This window comes from Pseudomonas sp. PvP025, assembly GCF_017832155.1.
Taxonomy (GTDB): domain Bacteria; phylum Pseudomonadota; class Gammaproteobacteria; order Pseudomonadales; family Pseudomonadaceae; genus Aquipseudomonas.
Genome location: NZ_JAFIBJ010000001.1, coordinates 5,157,784 through 5,171,704, shown reverse-complemented (window position 1 = coordinate 5,171,704; position 13,921 = coordinate 5,157,784). Strand labels below are relative to the sequence as shown.

Sequence of the window (13,921 nt, the reverse complement as noted above, 5' to 3'; positions counted from 1 at the left end):
CATTTTACGGCGTACGGCAGACAACCCCGGTCGGCTCCAAGGCCGCCGCGCTGCGGAACCCATACCCGCCATCACCCAAATAACCGATATACCCCCAATCAAGCCAACCGAGCCCGCATCACATCCCCCCACCGCCGCACCAGATAATTATGCTCATCCATCACCGAATTCCACACCGCAATATGCCCCATACGCTGCTCATACGCCCCCCCATCACGCACCTCCCCCACCTCGATCAGGGGCAGCCCGTCACTCCCCAGCAACTCCTCGCGCGCGGGCTTGCCGGCATACCAGTAATCCCATTCCGCCGCGCTCAAATGATCACGGCTGCGCGCCGGATTGCCAATGTAATAACCCTGCCGTGCCATCACTGCCCCCGGCCAGCCGGACAACCACCAATTGAGGTACGCATACGCCGCATCCAGCACCGGCCCCTGGGCGTGGCGCGACAGCGACAAACCGCCGAACCACCCGCGATAGCCTTCACGCGGCACCGCCAGCCGGTATTTCACGCCGGCGCGATGCAGGCGCATCAGGGTCGGCGACCACAGGCTCTGGATATCCACATTCGGGCTGAGCATCAGTTGCGCCGCCTCTTCATCGTCAGACCAGAACGCCGCGAAGTGCCCTGCCTTCTGTTTGCGCACGAGGATGTCAGCCAGCACATCGATCTCTTCAATGCTCATATTGCCGATGTCCTTGAAGCGCGCCAGGCCCGCGCCCTGCATCGCCAGCGCCGCGTCCAGCGCGCCGATGGCGGCATCGCTTTGCAGCGCGGTGCGCGCGCCCCACGCCGGGTCGAGCAACCAGCCCCAACTTTCATTGCCGTGACTGAACCCTTCGGGCACGCGCTCGGGGCGGTAGGCAAAACTGTCGGCGTTATGGGTCAGGGGGAGCATGCTGATACGCTCGGTCACGCTGCTGCCCAGGCTGCCATCGTGCTGCACGAACAGGCGCTCGCTGGGTACGCTGCCGCTGCCGAGGCGATCGTTGGGCGACAGCCGACCGCGCTTGGGCAAGTCGTTGATCTCGTGCCACAGCGCGATGCGCCGCGTATCGATAGGCTGGATCGCCCGCGCCGGCCACACGAAGTCGACGTTGTGGAACCACTGGTCATACAGGTCGTAGCTGTCGGGCTGCATCACCGCGATACGCTGGGCCTGGGCGACGTCGTGCACCTGATACACCAGGCGAATACCCAGCTCCTGCTCCGCCCTCACTCGCAGACATTCGAGCAGGGTCACCGACGTGCCGAGCACGCGCAGGGTGATCATGCCGCGAAACGCCGCGAGAACACGTCGAAGGAGCGCCGCAGTTGCGCAGGGTCGAGGCCGCGCAGGATGAACACCAGCCGCGACTGGCGGTCGCTGCCCGGCCACGCGGGCAGGTGCACCGGGGCATGCAGGCAGTGCTGCACGCCATGAATGACGATGGGGGCCGAGCTTGCGTTCACGTTGAGCAGTCCTTTGACGCGGAGGATTCGTTCGCCGTGGCATCTTAGCAGCATCGATAACCACACCCCGAAACCGACCCAGTCGAGCGGCTGTTCAAACGTGAGGCAGCACACTTGCGCGTCGCCGTGGGTGACGGTGGTGGCCTGATGCAGTTGCCAGCGGCGCACTTCCAGCGCCGGTTCAGCGCTGCGCAGACCTTCGCCGAGCAGCAACTGGTCGCCGCTGTGGATCGTGTGGGTGTCGAGGATCGGCGTGCCGGCATTGAGCGCCTGCAGGTGCGCGCGCAAAGGCGCGCAGTCGTCCACCAGGTCGGTCTTGCTCAGCAGCAGACGGTCGGCCGCCGCCACCTGGGCCAGCCATTCCGGGTGCAGGCGTTCCTGCAGGGCGGCGTGGCTGGCGTCGACCAGGGTGATCACCAAACCAATATGAAAACGCCCGCGCAGTTGCACGTCGTTGTTCAGGGTGGCGAGGATCGGCGCCGGGTCGGCCAGGCCCGTGGTTTCCAGGATCACCCGTTTGAACGGCGGAATGTCCCCGCGCTCGCGACGTTGCAGCAGGCCCAGCAGCGCGTCTTTCAACTCGCCGCGAATCGAGCAGCACACGCAGCCACTGGGCAGCAGCACGGTGTCCGGCGCGACTTCCTCCACCAACAGATGGTCGATGCCCACATCGCCGAATTCGTTGATCAGCAACGCGGTGTCGCCGAGGCTTTCACCTTGCAGCAGGCGCGTGAGCAAGGTGGTCTTGCCGCTGCCGAGAAAGCCGGTGATGACGTTAAGGGCGATGCTCATGCTGACTCCAGATGGTCGAGCAGGCGTGGATCAAGCGGGTCCAGCGGTCGTCCGAGCATGGCCTCGGCCGCTTGCCACAATTGATCCAGACCGCTCGCCAATGCCTGTTTGCCGGTGGCCCCCAGCAGCAGGTACGACGCGCCCTGGAAGTCTTCGACCTTGAGCCGGAACACCGCCAGTACCTGGTTGATCGCCGCGATCCGGCGCAGGCGTTCGCGGCGCCGGGGCACTTCGTCGCCCAGGGGGTCGCTCCAGTGCAGGTCTTCGCCGAGCAATCCGCAGAGTCCGCACATGGTTACACCCCGCTCATGGCATGACATCGCCGGAGTTCGGCCCGAGGGTCTGGCCGACGAACAGATTGCCACCCGGCTCGCTGGCCAGCAGCACAGCGGTGGGCGCCACTTCGTCGGCCAGGCCGAAGCGCCCCAGCGGCAGCTCGGCGGCCTTGGCGCGTTTCCAGTCGGCGCTGATGCCACCCACCAGCGGCGTTTCAATCGGCCCCGGGGCGATGGCATTGACCAGCACGTTGTCCTTGGCCACTTCCAGCGCCAGGGACTTGGTGAAGCCGATCACCCCGGCCTTGGCTGCCGCGTAGTGGGTCAACTCGGCACCGCCCTTGATGCCCAGCTGCGAAGCGACGTTGATGATCCGCCCCCAACGCTGCGCAAGCATGTGCGGCAAGGCGCGCTGGCTGGCGATGAACACACTGGTGAGGTCGACACGCAGCATGTCGTTCCACTGCTCGATGGACAGGTCGACGCAGCGCGCCTGGGTGAGCATGCCGGCGTTGTTGACCAGAATATCGATGCCACCGAAATGCTCGACGCAGCGGTCGACGCTGGCCTGAGCGCCTTCGACGGTGCCCACATCGACCACGCACTCGACCACTTCGGCGCCGAGGTTGCGGCAGGTGATCGCGGTTTCAGCGAGGCTCGCGGCGTTACGGTCGGCCAGCAGCAGACGAGCGCCTGCGGCAGCATAAGCGCGCGCGATGGCGGCCCCAATGCCGCTGCCGGCGCCAGTGATGACGGCGCGGCGATTAGACAGAGCGAGCATGTAAATTCTCCTCAAACAAACACAGGTCCCCTGTGGGAGGGGCTTGCTCCCTCCCACACTTGGATTGAGTACATCCCTCAGTCGGGCCAGCGCACGGTTAAACCGCCGTCGATGACGATGCTTTGCCCGGTCAGGTAACTCGACGCCTCACTGGTGAGAAACTGCACCAGCGACGCCACTTCATCCGCGCGCCCGACCCGCCCCAGCGGAATCGCCCGCGCCGCCCGGGCCAAACCCTCCGGCCCCAGCGAGTTCTTCGCGTCCAGCGACTGCGGCGTCTCGATCAGCCCCGGAATCACCGCATTGCAGCGAATGCCCAGCGGCGCCAATTCCACCGCCAGCGACCGACACAACCCCGGCACCCCCGCCTTGGCCGCGGCGTAATGGCTGTGTTCCTGCCAGCCATACACCCCGCCGGCAATCGAAGAAATCGCCACCAGCGCGCCGCCTTCCTGCATGTGGCGGGTTGCCGCGCGAAAGGTGCGCATCACCCCTGTCAGGTCGACATTGAGCATCTCGTCCCACAGCGTATCGGTCATTTCCAGCAACGGTGCGCGACGCAGCAGGCCGGCATTGGCCACCGCGTAATCGAGGCGGCCGAAATGCTGCACCGCCTGCTCGGCCAGGGCATCGACCGAGGCGGTGTCGCCCACGTCCAACGCCAGCATCAGGCACTCGCCGCCGGCCTCCTCCACCTGCGACACGGTCATGCACGGGTCGTGCGGGTCGGCCGGGTAATACCCGCCGACCACCGCAACGCCATGGCGCGCATAGGCCACCGCGAGCGCCTGGCCGATGCCGCTGGCGGCACCGGTAATCACAGCCACTTTGCGACTCATCGATCACTCCTTACTGAACGGTTTCCGGGCGCACATGGCGTGCGGCAAACATCAGCACACCGGACAAAAAGCACGGCACGGCGCCGAACCACAGTGCGGCGGTCTGCCAGTCGCTGCCGGCGGACAACACCTGCGTGGCGCCAAACCCTGCGACCACTGCACCAATGGGGCCCATCGCGTGGATGATTGCGCCGCCGGTGGCGCGGATGCTGGTGGGGAAACTTTCACTGATAAAGAACAGCGCCGCCGAATACGGTCCGATCAGGAAGAACAGACCCAGACTGTACAGCCCGACCACCATCGCCATATTGCTCGGACCAAACAGCATGCCGGCGAACGACAGCCCGCCGAGCATCCAGCCCAGGCCGATGACGTTGCGGCGGCCGATCCGGTCGCCCATCCAGCCGTGGCTGAGGTAGCCGCAGTAGCCCACCAGGTTGGACAGCACGAGGATGATCAGCGAGTTCTCGAACGAGATGTGGTGCACGCTGACAATCACCGAGGTGCCCAGCACGCTGAACACCTGGATCGCCGCCCAGTTGAGCAGCAAGGCGGCGCCGATCACCAGAGTGGCGCGACGGGCCGGGCCCCGGAAAGCCGCTTTCAAGCCGGCCTTGCTGTGTTCGTCATAGTCCACGCCGTAGGTCACCGCGACGTTTTGCGCCTCGGTCACCTGGCCGCTTTTGCGCAATTGGCTGATGCGCTGGTGAATCTGGAACTGCGGACTCTCCTTGAGTTTGCGCGCCATGATCGCAATGACGACGGCCGGGATGGCCGCGAAGACGAAGCAGCCCTGCCAGCCGATGATCGGCAGCAACAGCGCGGTCAATCCCGCCGCGATCAACGCCCCCACCGGCCAGCCGCCCTGCACCAGGCTGTAGATGAAGCCACGGCGCTTGGTCAGCCGTGGATCCTGCGAGGCGCCATACAGCTCGCTCAGGTAGGTAGCGTTGACGGTTTCCTCGGCATAGCCCAGGCCGCCCAGCGAACGGATCAGGATCAGCGGCGACTTGCCCCACGCCCCGCCGATGGCGGTGAGCGCCGAGCACAAGGCCGAGCCGGCCACGGTGAAGATGATGCCTTTGCGCCGGCCCAGCTTGTCGACCACCGGGCCAATGGCAAAGGCCACCACCGCCGTGCCCACTGCGACCCAGGTCGCGATCTGCGCCTGCTCCACTTCACCCCAGCCAAAGTGCCGGCCGATCTCCGGCAGCAAGGTGCCGAACAGGATGAAGTCATACACCGCAAACACCCAGGCGAAAAACGCGATCCAGGTGGCGAAACGTACTTCCTGGGACGACAGTTGCCGGGGTTTCCAGCCAGTCAGGTCAAGCTTGTTGTAGATGGACATGGGTCGCGCCTCAAGGGTGGGGTGAAATCAGGTTCGGGGTTGGCGGCGGATAAAGTCGTCGGCGATTTCGTCGAAGGTGACGAAGCGCACGCCGGCATGGCTCTGGATGTGTTCGATCAGGCGCTCGAGCATCAACAGCACTTGTGGGCGACCGGACACGTCGGGGTGGATGGTCATGGTGAACACCGCGTGTTCGTGTTCGCGGTACACCCAGTCGAACTGGTCGCGCCACATTTCTTCGAGGTGACGCGGGTTGACGAAGCCGTGGCTGTTGGGGGCTTTTTTGATGAACATCATCGGTGGCAGGTCGTCGAGGTACCAGTTGGCGGGGATCTCCACCAGGTCGGTTTCTTCGCCGCGCACCAAGGGCTTCATCCAGGTGTCGGGGTGCTGGCTGTAGTCGATCTTGGTCCAGCTGTCGCCCTTGCGCACGTAGTACGGATGGAAGTCGTTGTGCATCAGGCTGTGGTCGTACTTGATGCCTTTTTTCAGCAGCAGCTCGTTGGTCACCTTGCTGAATTCCCACCACGGCGCCACGTAGCCGGTCGGGCGTTTGCCGGTGACCTGGGTGATCAACTCGATGGATTTATCCAGCACGATCTCTTCCTGCTCGGCGGTCATCGCGATGGGGTTTTCGTGGCTGTAGCCGTGCACGCCGATTTCATGGCCGGCGTCGGCCACCGCTTTCATTTGCGCGGGAAAGGTTTCCATCGAGTGGCCGGGGATGAACCAGGTGGTGCGCAGGCCGTAGCGCTCGAACAGCTTGAGCAGGCGCGGCGCGCCGATTTCACCGGCGAACAGGCCGCGGGAGATGTCGTCCGGCGAGTCTTCACCGCCGTAGGAACCGAGCCAGCCGGCGACGGCATCAACGTCGACGCCAAATGCACAGAGGATGTCTTTAGCCATGGTGTGTCTCCTTAAATATTCAGTACGAATTCAACGGATAACGCGGCGCGCAACAGGCGAGCGTCTTCGCCGCTGGGGGCGCTGAGCAGCAGCCCGGTGGGCAGGCCCTGGGCATCGCGGCCGCTGGGCACGTTTACGCCGGGCATGTCGAGCAGGCTGCCGGGCATGGTCAGGCGCAAGGTGGCGAGGTTGGTGCTGACGAACAACGCGTCATCGGCTTCCAGCGCGGCCAACGGCGGCGCGACATGGGCCACGGTGGGGGTGATGAGGATGGCGCCGTCGAGGTCGTCGAGCAGTTGCTGTTGCAGCTGGCGGCGCGCGTCGGTCAGGTGGATCAATTGGCTGGCCGGCAATGCCCGCGCAGCTTCAAGGCGCCAGCGTACGCGAGGATCGAGGCGTTCGGCATCGGGGCTGTCGAGCAGCGCCTGGTGCAGGGCGAAGGCTTCGAAGGCGCCGAGCCAGCCGTGGTGTTTGATCAGGTCCAGCGTTGCCTGGAAGGGCGGGCATTCGCGCTCTTCGATCAGCGCCCCCCGGGCCTTGAGTTGCTCCATGGCGCGCAGCAGGTTGTTGCCCACGGCCGGTTCGACGTCCTGTTGCGCCAGCACAAAGCGCTGGCCCTTGAGGCTGCGGGCACTGTGCTGCTGAGTGCGACCATGCAGCAGGTCGTCGAGGGTCAGTGCATCGCGCACACTGCGGGTGAGCGGGCCGAGGCTGTCGAGGGTGTGCGCCAGCGGGAACACGCCGTCGCGGCTGTAGCGCCGGCTGCTGCTGCGGTAACCCACCAGACCGTTGAGGGCGGCGGGAATGCGAATCGAGCCTGCGGTGTCGGTGCCCATGGCGATGGGCACGATACCGGCGGCGACGGCCACGCCCGAACCGGACGATGAACCGCCGGGAATGCGCGGCTGATCAAGGCCATGGGGATTGTGCGGCGTACCGAAATGCGGGTTCAGGCCCAGCCCCGAATACGCCAGTTCGCTGAGGTTGGTCTTGCCCAGGCTGACCATCCCCGCGCGGCATAACAGGCCGACCACTGGCGCATCGAGCAGAGCGGCCGGCGCATCGCGGCGGTAGGCGGCGCCCGCCGTGGTGACGCTGCCGGCGACGTCGAACAGGTCCTTCCAGGCCAGCGGCACGCCATCGAGCCGGCTCAAGGGCTGCCCGGCACGCCAGCGCGCGGCGGCGGCTTCGGCTTCGCGGCGGGCGCGCTCGGTGCTCAGGCTGATAAACACCGAGGGTGAACGGGCGGCTTTTTCGAGCGCCTGTTCGAGGGCTTGCACCGGGTCGTTACGGCCGCTGGCGAAATCCTCGGCCATTGAGGTGGCGTCTGACATCGGGATCAACCTCATAAAACGTACATATTAATAAAATGTACATTTTATAAAGGCAGCTTTCGTGCCAGTCTCTGCATCGGCCTTTGCGCTTTCACAGCATAGCTGCGGGCTAGAGGGTGTGCGGAGCGATAAAAATACTGGCGCAGCCCGCCCCAAGGGTCTTGAATGAAATGATGTACCTTTTAGTAAAAAGTACATTTTTGTGCAGAAAGGTAACACCAGCCCCAAAACAGCGCCGCCGACGTGACGCAGAGTGACAACTGCATCTATGAGAGAATCCGTCGCCCCGTCCTACAAGGTCCCGAGAAACCGATGAAAGCAGTGTCCACCCCGGCCTCCCGTTACGCGATGATTCACCAGGTATTGCGTGACTCGATCGTCAACGGCACCGCGCGTCATGGCCTGGTATTGCTCGAAGCGCCGCTGGCTGAACTGTTCGGCACCAGCCGCGTACCGGTGCGCAAGGCACTGGACCTGCTGCACGCCGAAGGGCTGATCTGCCGCTTCAACGGCCGGGGTTACCTGATCAACCCCGACGACCTGGCGATAGAGCCGCTGCGCCTGCCCCTGAGCCATGCGCACCTGGGCCTCAACGGCGAGGCCGAGTTGGTGGACACACGGCCGCTGGGCGAGCGCATCGTCGAGGACATCGGCGCGGCGCTGTCCACCTGCATCGCCTTCGGCCATTACCGCCTGGATGAACAGGCCGCCGCCGAGCACTTCAAGGTCAGCCGCGCGGTGGTGCGCGAAGCCTTGATGCGCCTGCGCGACCGTGGCCTGGTGGAAAAGGAGCCGTACTCCCAGTGGCTGGCGGGCCCGCTGACCGCGCGCGAAGTCACCGAAGACTACGAACTGCGCGCGTGCCTCGAGCCCGAGGCGTTGCGCCAGAGCGCGCCGAACCTCGACCGCGAGGAACTGCAGGCGATGCTGCAACGGGTGCTGGCAGCACAGGACAACCCTCAATGCAGCCTGCAGGCCATCGAGCAGATCGAGGAGGACTTGCACCAGCGCTGCCTGGCCGGCCTGCAGAACCGCAAGATGGCCGCGCTGATTCGCCAGGGCCAGAGCCCGATGATCATCAGCCGGATTTTCCATCGCCTGCTCGGCATCGGCGCCGACCCGGCGATGCTGGCCGAACATCGCCTGATCCTGGAATTGTTGCTGCACGGCGCCGTGGATGCGGCCGCGTTGAACCTGCGCGAGCACCTGCAACGGGCCAGCCAGCGCATGTTGCAGCGTTTGAAAGTGTTGTCGGTACTGCCGGAACAGCCGATTCCGGCCTACCTGCACAAAATCAGCTGACGGCGTCACGCCGGTTATTTTATGCAATATGTTGCTATCGCCGCCGCGCCATTGAAACCCTCGCTGCCCCGCCCCATCTAAGCACCATACTTCCTTATGCAGGTGCCCCATGAGCGACCAGCAAGATTCCCCTGATTACGACATCAACGATTACGCCGATCCCGAAAACGCTGAATCCGCTTCGTCCAACACCGGGCTGGCGCTGCCTGGGCAAAACCTGCCGGACAAGGTCTACATCATCCCGATCCACAACCGCCCGTTCTTCCCGGCGCAAGTGCTGCCGGTGATCGTCAACGAAGAGCCATGGGCCGAAACCCTGGAACTGGTGAGCAAATCCGATCACCACTCCCTGGCCCTGTTCTTCATGGAAACCCCGCCGGAAGACCCGCGCCACTTCGACACCTCGGCCCTGCCGCTGTACGGCACGCTGGTCAAGGTGCACCACGCCAGCCGCGAGAACGGCAAGCTGCAATTCGTCGCCCAGGGCCTGACCCGCGTGCGCATCAAGACCTGGCTCAAGCACCATCGCCCGCCCTATCTGGTGGAAGTCGAATACCCGCACCAGCCGAGCGAGCCGACCGATGAGGTCAAGGCTTACGGCATGGCGCTGATCAATGCGATCAAGGAACTGCTGCCGCTCAACCCGCTGTACAGCGAAGAACTGAAGAACTACCTCAACCGCTTCAGCCCCAACGACCCATCGCCGCTCACCGACTTTGCCGCCGCGCTCACGTCGGCCACCGGTAACGAGTTGCAGGAAGTGCTGGACTGCGTGCCCATGCTCAAGCGCATGGAAAAAGTGCTGCCGATGCTGCGCAAAGAGGTGGAAGTGGCGCGCCTGCAGAAGGAGCTCTCCGCCGAGGTGAACCGCAAGATCGGCGAGCACCAGCGCGAATTCTTCCTCAAGGAACAGCTCAAGGTCATCCAGCAGGAGTTGGGCCTGACCAAGGACGACCGCAGCGCGGACGTCGAGCAATTCGAGCAGCGTCTGGAGGGCAAGGTGTTGCCCACCCAGGCCAAAAAACGCATCGATGAAGAATTGAACAAACTGTCGATCCTGGAAACCGGCTCGCCGGAATACGCGGTCACGCGCAACTACCTCGACTGGGCCACCTCGGTACCGTGGGGCGTGTACGGCAAGGACAAGCTCGACCTCAAGCACGCGCGCAAGGTGCTGGACAAACACCACGCCGGGCTGGACGACATCAAGAGCCGCATCCTCGAGTTCCTCGCGGTGGGTGCTTATAAAGGCGAGGTTGCCGGCTCCATCGTGCTGCTGGTGGGCCCACCGGGCGTGGGCAAGACCAGCGTCGGCAAGTCCATCGCCGAGTCCCTGGGCCGGCCGTTCTACCGCTTCAGCGTCGGCGGCATGCGCGACGAGGCCGAGATCAAGGGCCACCGCCGCACCTACATCGGCGCCCTGCCGGGCAAGCTGGTGCAGGCGCTCAAGGATGTGGAAGTGATGAACCCGGTGATCATGCTCGACGAGATCGACAAGATGGGTCAGAGCTTCCAGGGCGACCCGGCCTCGGCGCTGCTGGAAACCCTCGACCCGGAACAGAACGTCGAATTCCTCGACCATTACCTCGACCTGCGCCTGGACCTGTCCAAAGTGCTGTTCGTGTGCACCGCCAACACCCTGGATTCGATTCCCGGCCCGTTGCTCGACCGCATGGAAGTGATTCGCCTGTCGGGCTATATCACCGAAGAAAAAGTCGCCATCGCCAAGCGCCACCTGTGGCCCAAGCAGCTGGAAAAAGCCGGCGTAGCGAAAAACAGCCTGACCATCAGCGACGGCGCCTTGCGTGCGTTGATCGACGGCTACGCCCGCGAAGCCGGGGTGCGCCAGTTGGAGAAGCAACTGGGCAAACTGGTGCGCAAGGCGGTGGTCAAGTTGCTGGATGCGCCGGACTCGGTGATCAAGATCGGCAACAAGGACCTGGAAAGCTCACTGGGCATGCCGGTGTTTCGCAATGAGCAAGTGCTGTCCGGCACCGGTGTGATTACCGGCCTGGCCTGGACCAGCATGGGTGGCGCGACCCTGCCGATCGAGGCGACGCGTATCCACACGCTCAATCGCGGTTTCAAGCTCACCGGGCAGTTGGGCGAGGTGATGAAGGAGTCCGCTGAAATTGCCTACAGCTACATCAGCTCCAACCTGAAATCGTTTGGCGGTGACCCGAAGTTCTTCGACGAAGCCTTCGTGCACTTGCACGTGCCGGAAGGCGCCACGCCAAAAGACGGCCCGAGCGCGGGCGTGACCATGGCCAGTGCGCTGCTGTCGCTGGCACGCAACCAGGCGCCGAAAAAAGGCGTGGCCATGACCGGCGAACTGACGCTGACCGGGCACGTGCTGCCGATTGGCGGAGTACGCGAGAAAGTGATTGCGGCGCGGCGCCAGAAAATCCATGAGCTGATCCTGCCCGAGCCCAACCGTGGCAGTTTTGAAGAGCTGCCGGAGTACCTGAAGGAAGGCATGACGGTGCACTTTGCCAAGCGCTTTGCGGATGTGGCCAAAGTACTGTTCTGATCGTTATGCAGTGCCGGTAAGGGCCTCATCGGGAGCAAGCCCCTTTCCACATTTGAAGGTATTCACACTTCAAAATGTGGGAGGGGGCTTGCTCCCGATAGCGCCATCCGCCACACCACACACCTCGCCTGTCACACCTCGCGCCATCTTCGGTTATGCTCGCCCTTCGTCGTGTACAACCGGAGCCCCCATGACCGTTGCCCGCCTGTTTCTCCCCTTGAGCCTTGCCTTGTTGTCCGCGTGCGCCAGCGCGCCGAAGCAAAACATCACCGTGGACGACCAGAGCGCCTGCCCGCTGCAGCTCAAATCCGGTCAGAACCTGATCCTCACTCTGCCGAGCAACCCCACCACCGGCTACCGCTGGGCCATTCAGGACTCGGCCGGCGGCGTGTTGCGCGCGCTGAGCCCCGAGGTCTACAGCAGCAGCGAATCCGGCGTGATTGGCGGCGGCGGCCAGTCCACGTGGCGGTTCCAGGCGTTCACCGCCGGGCAGGGCCGTTTGCGCCTCACCTCCCAGCAACCGTGGGAGCCGGAAGCCGAACCGGTCGACACCTTCGACTGCGCCATTACGGTGAACTAGGGCACCCCATCAGACAACCCGCGCACCGAAGGGCCAAGTTGGCTAAAATGCCGGCCCTTCCCTTTCGTCGCCGGAACAACCGTGAGCAAAGAACCCGATCGCCTATTCGCCCAGCCCTTGCCCCAGGTGCCGGACTTCGCCTTTAACGAGGACGTGGTGCGGGTGTTCCCGGACATGATCAAGCGCTCGGTGCCGGGTTACCCGACCATCGTCGAAAACCTCGGCGTACTCGCGGCGCAGTTCGCCCAGCCGAGCAGCGTGCTCTACGACCTCGGCTCATCCCTCGGCGCCGTCACCCAGGCCCTGCGCCGCCATGTGCGCACGGACGGCTGCCGGGTGATCGCGGTGGATAACTCGGCGGCGATGGTCGAGCGTTGCCGTGAATACCTCAATGGCCAGGACTCGATGTTCCAGGAGCTGCTGCCGGTAGAGGTGATCGAAGGCGATATCCTTGCCTTGCAGTTCCAGCCGGCGTCGGTGGTGGCCCTGAATTTCACCCTGCAATTCATCGCTCCGGACGAGCGCCTGGCTTTGCTCTCGCGCATTCGCCAGGCGCTGGTGCCGGGCGGCGCGCTGATTCTTTCGGAAAAGCTGCGCTTCAATGACGCGCAGGAACACGCACTGCTCACCGACCTGCATATCGCGTTCAAGCGCGCCAACGGCTACAGCGAACTGGAAATCGCCCAGAAGCGCAGCGCCATCGAAAACGTCATGAAGCCCGACAGCCTCGAAGAACACCGCGAACGCCTGCTGGCGGCCGGGTTCTCGAGCGTGGTGCCGTGGTTTCAGTGTCTTAACTTTGCCTCGTTGATTGCCTTGCCATGATTGATCTGTCCCCCCTCGCCCGCCATCTGGTTGGCACGCCCCTGGCCGTGTGGGCCCAGGGCCTGCAAGCGCAGCTCGATAGCAAGATGGAAAAAGGTCACGGCGATCTGGAGCGCTGGCAAAGCGCGCTGGATGCGCTGCCGGCCATTCAGCCAAGCACCGTCGACCTGCTGAACGGCCTGACGCTGGACACCGATTGCGACGATCAGACCCGCGCGCAGATGCACACCGCCCTGATGGGTCTGAGCCCGTGGCGCAAAGGCCCGCTCCACCTGTTCGGCGTGCACGTGGACACCGAATGGCGCTCGGACTGGAAGTGGTCGCGGGTGGCGCCGCACCTGAACCTTACGGGCAAGCGCATCCTGGATGTGGGCTGCGGCAACGGCTACTACATGTGGCGCATGCTCGGCGCCGGTGCCGACAGCGTGATCGGCGTGGACCCCAACTGGCTGTTTTTCTGCCAGTTCCAGGCGGTGCAACGCTACCTGTCCGAACCCAGGGCCTGGCACCTGCCGTTCCCGTTCGAAGACTTGCCGGCGAACCTCGAAGGCTTCGATACGGTGTTTTCCATGGGCGTGTTCTATCACCGGCGTTCGCCCATCGAGCACCTGCTGGCGTTGAAGGACACCCTGGTCAAGGGCGGCGAACTGGTGCTGGAAACCCTGGTGGTGGAAGGCGACCAGCAACAGGTGCTGGTGCCCGAAGACCGCTACGCACAGATGCGCAACGTGTGGTTCCTGCCCTCGGTGCCGGCCCTGATGCTATGGCTGCGCCGCGCCGGGTTCAGCGAAGTGCGCTGCGTGGACGTGAGCGTGACCACGGTGGAGGAACAGCGCGGTACCGAGTGGATGAAGTATCAGTCGCTGAGTGATTTTCTTGATCCGCAAGATCACAGCAAGACTATCGAAGGGCTGCCGGCACCGATGCGGGCGGTGATCATTGCCAGGAAATAA

General features: G+C 64.1%; 13 protein-coding genes. 5 read left to right on the top strand and 8 right to left on the bottom strand.

The window, feature by feature from the left end:
• Positions 1-98: 98 nt before the first annotated feature.
• The 8 genes from JOE32_RS22540 to JOE32_RS22505 all read right to left on the bottom strand — a co-directional run bounded on the left by JOE32_RS22540 (position 99) and on the right by JOE32_RS22505 (position 7,731).
• A complete protein-coding gene (locus tag JOE32_RS22540) occupies positions 99-1,274 on the bottom strand; it encodes an extracellular solute-binding protein (protein ID WP_209989098.1) in 1,176 nt (391 codons plus the stop codon).
• Entirely contained in the window at positions 1,271-2,245 is a 975-nt protein-coding gene (locus tag JOE32_RS22535; RefSeq protein WP_209989096.1) for a GTP-binding protein, read from the bottom strand. The genes JOE32_RS22540 and JOE32_RS22535 overlap by 4 nt, the downstream gene beginning before the upstream one ends.
• Complete coding sequence (locus JOE32_RS22530; RefSeq protein WP_209989093.1) at positions 2,242-2,538, bottom strand: hypothetical protein; 297 nt, start codon at positions 2,536-2,538, stop codon at positions 2,242-2,244. Before JOE32_RS22530 ends, JOE32_RS22535 begins: the two co-directional genes overlap by 4 nt.
• 13 nt (positions 2,539-2,551) lie before the next feature.
• Positions 2,552-3,301: an SDR family NAD(P)-dependent oxidoreductase gene (locus JOE32_RS22525; protein WP_209989090.1), complete on the bottom strand. Its 750-nt coding sequence runs from the start codon at positions 3,299-3,301 to the stop codon at positions 2,552-2,554.
• A gap of 77 nt (positions 3,302-3,378) precedes the next feature.
• Positions 3,379-4,140, bottom strand: a complete 762-nt coding sequence (locus tag JOE32_RS22520; RefSeq protein ID WP_209989087.1) for an SDR family NAD(P)-dependent oxidoreductase — start codon at positions 4,138-4,140, stop codon at positions 3,379-3,381.
• 10 nt (positions 4,141-4,150) lie between these two features.
• On the bottom strand, positions 4,151-5,491 hold the full coding sequence (locus tag JOE32_RS22515) for an MFS transporter (RefSeq protein ID WP_209989080.1): 1,341 nt from the start codon (positions 5,489-5,491) through the stop codon (positions 4,151-4,153).
• Between the two features lie 27 nt (positions 5,492-5,518).
• A complete protein-coding gene (locus JOE32_RS22510) occupies positions 5,519-6,397 on the bottom strand; it encodes a polysaccharide deacetylase (RefSeq protein ID WP_046384579.1) in 879 nt (292 codons plus the stop codon).
• 11 nt (positions 6,398-6,408) lie between these two features.
• Positions 6,409-7,731 (bottom strand): amidase, encoded by a 1,323-nt coding sequence (locus tag JOE32_RS22505; RefSeq protein ID WP_209989076.1) that lies wholly within the window; start codon positions 7,729-7,731, stop codon positions 6,409-6,411.
• A 312-nt stretch (positions 7,732-8,043) separates the two neighbouring features.
• On the opposite strand from JOE32_RS22505, the gene JOE32_RS22500 reads away from it, so the two are divergent.
• The 5 genes from JOE32_RS22500 to cmoB all read left to right on the top strand — a co-directional run bounded on the left by JOE32_RS22500 (position 8,044) and on the right by cmoB (position 13,921).
• Entirely contained in the window at positions 8,044-9,033 is a 990-nt protein-coding gene (locus JOE32_RS22500; protein ID WP_209989073.1) for a GntR family transcriptional regulator, read from the top strand.
• A gap of 109 nt (positions 9,034-9,142) precedes the next feature.
• Positions 9,143-11,563 (top strand): endopeptidase La, encoded by a 2,421-nt coding sequence (lon, locus tag JOE32_RS22495; protein WP_209989070.1) that lies wholly within the window; start codon positions 9,143-9,145, stop codon positions 11,561-11,563.
• Between the two features lie 190 nt (positions 11,564-11,753).
• Positions 11,754-12,143, top strand: a complete 390-nt coding sequence (locus JOE32_RS22490; RefSeq protein WP_209989067.1) for a protease inhibitor I42 family protein — start codon at positions 11,754-11,756, stop codon at positions 12,141-12,143.
• Positions 12,144-12,224: 81 nt separating this feature from the next.
• Positions 12,225-12,968, top strand: a complete 744-nt coding sequence (gene cmoA, locus JOE32_RS22485; protein WP_209989065.1) for a carboxy-S-adenosyl-L-methionine synthase CmoA — start codon at positions 12,225-12,227, stop codon at positions 12,966-12,968.
• Complete coding sequence (cmoB, locus tag JOE32_RS22480; RefSeq protein WP_209989062.1) at positions 12,965-13,921, top strand: tRNA 5-methoxyuridine(34)/uridine 5-oxyacetic acid(34) synthase CmoB; 957 nt, start codon at positions 12,965-12,967, stop codon at positions 13,919-13,921. Before cmoA ends, cmoB begins: the two co-directional genes overlap by 4 nt.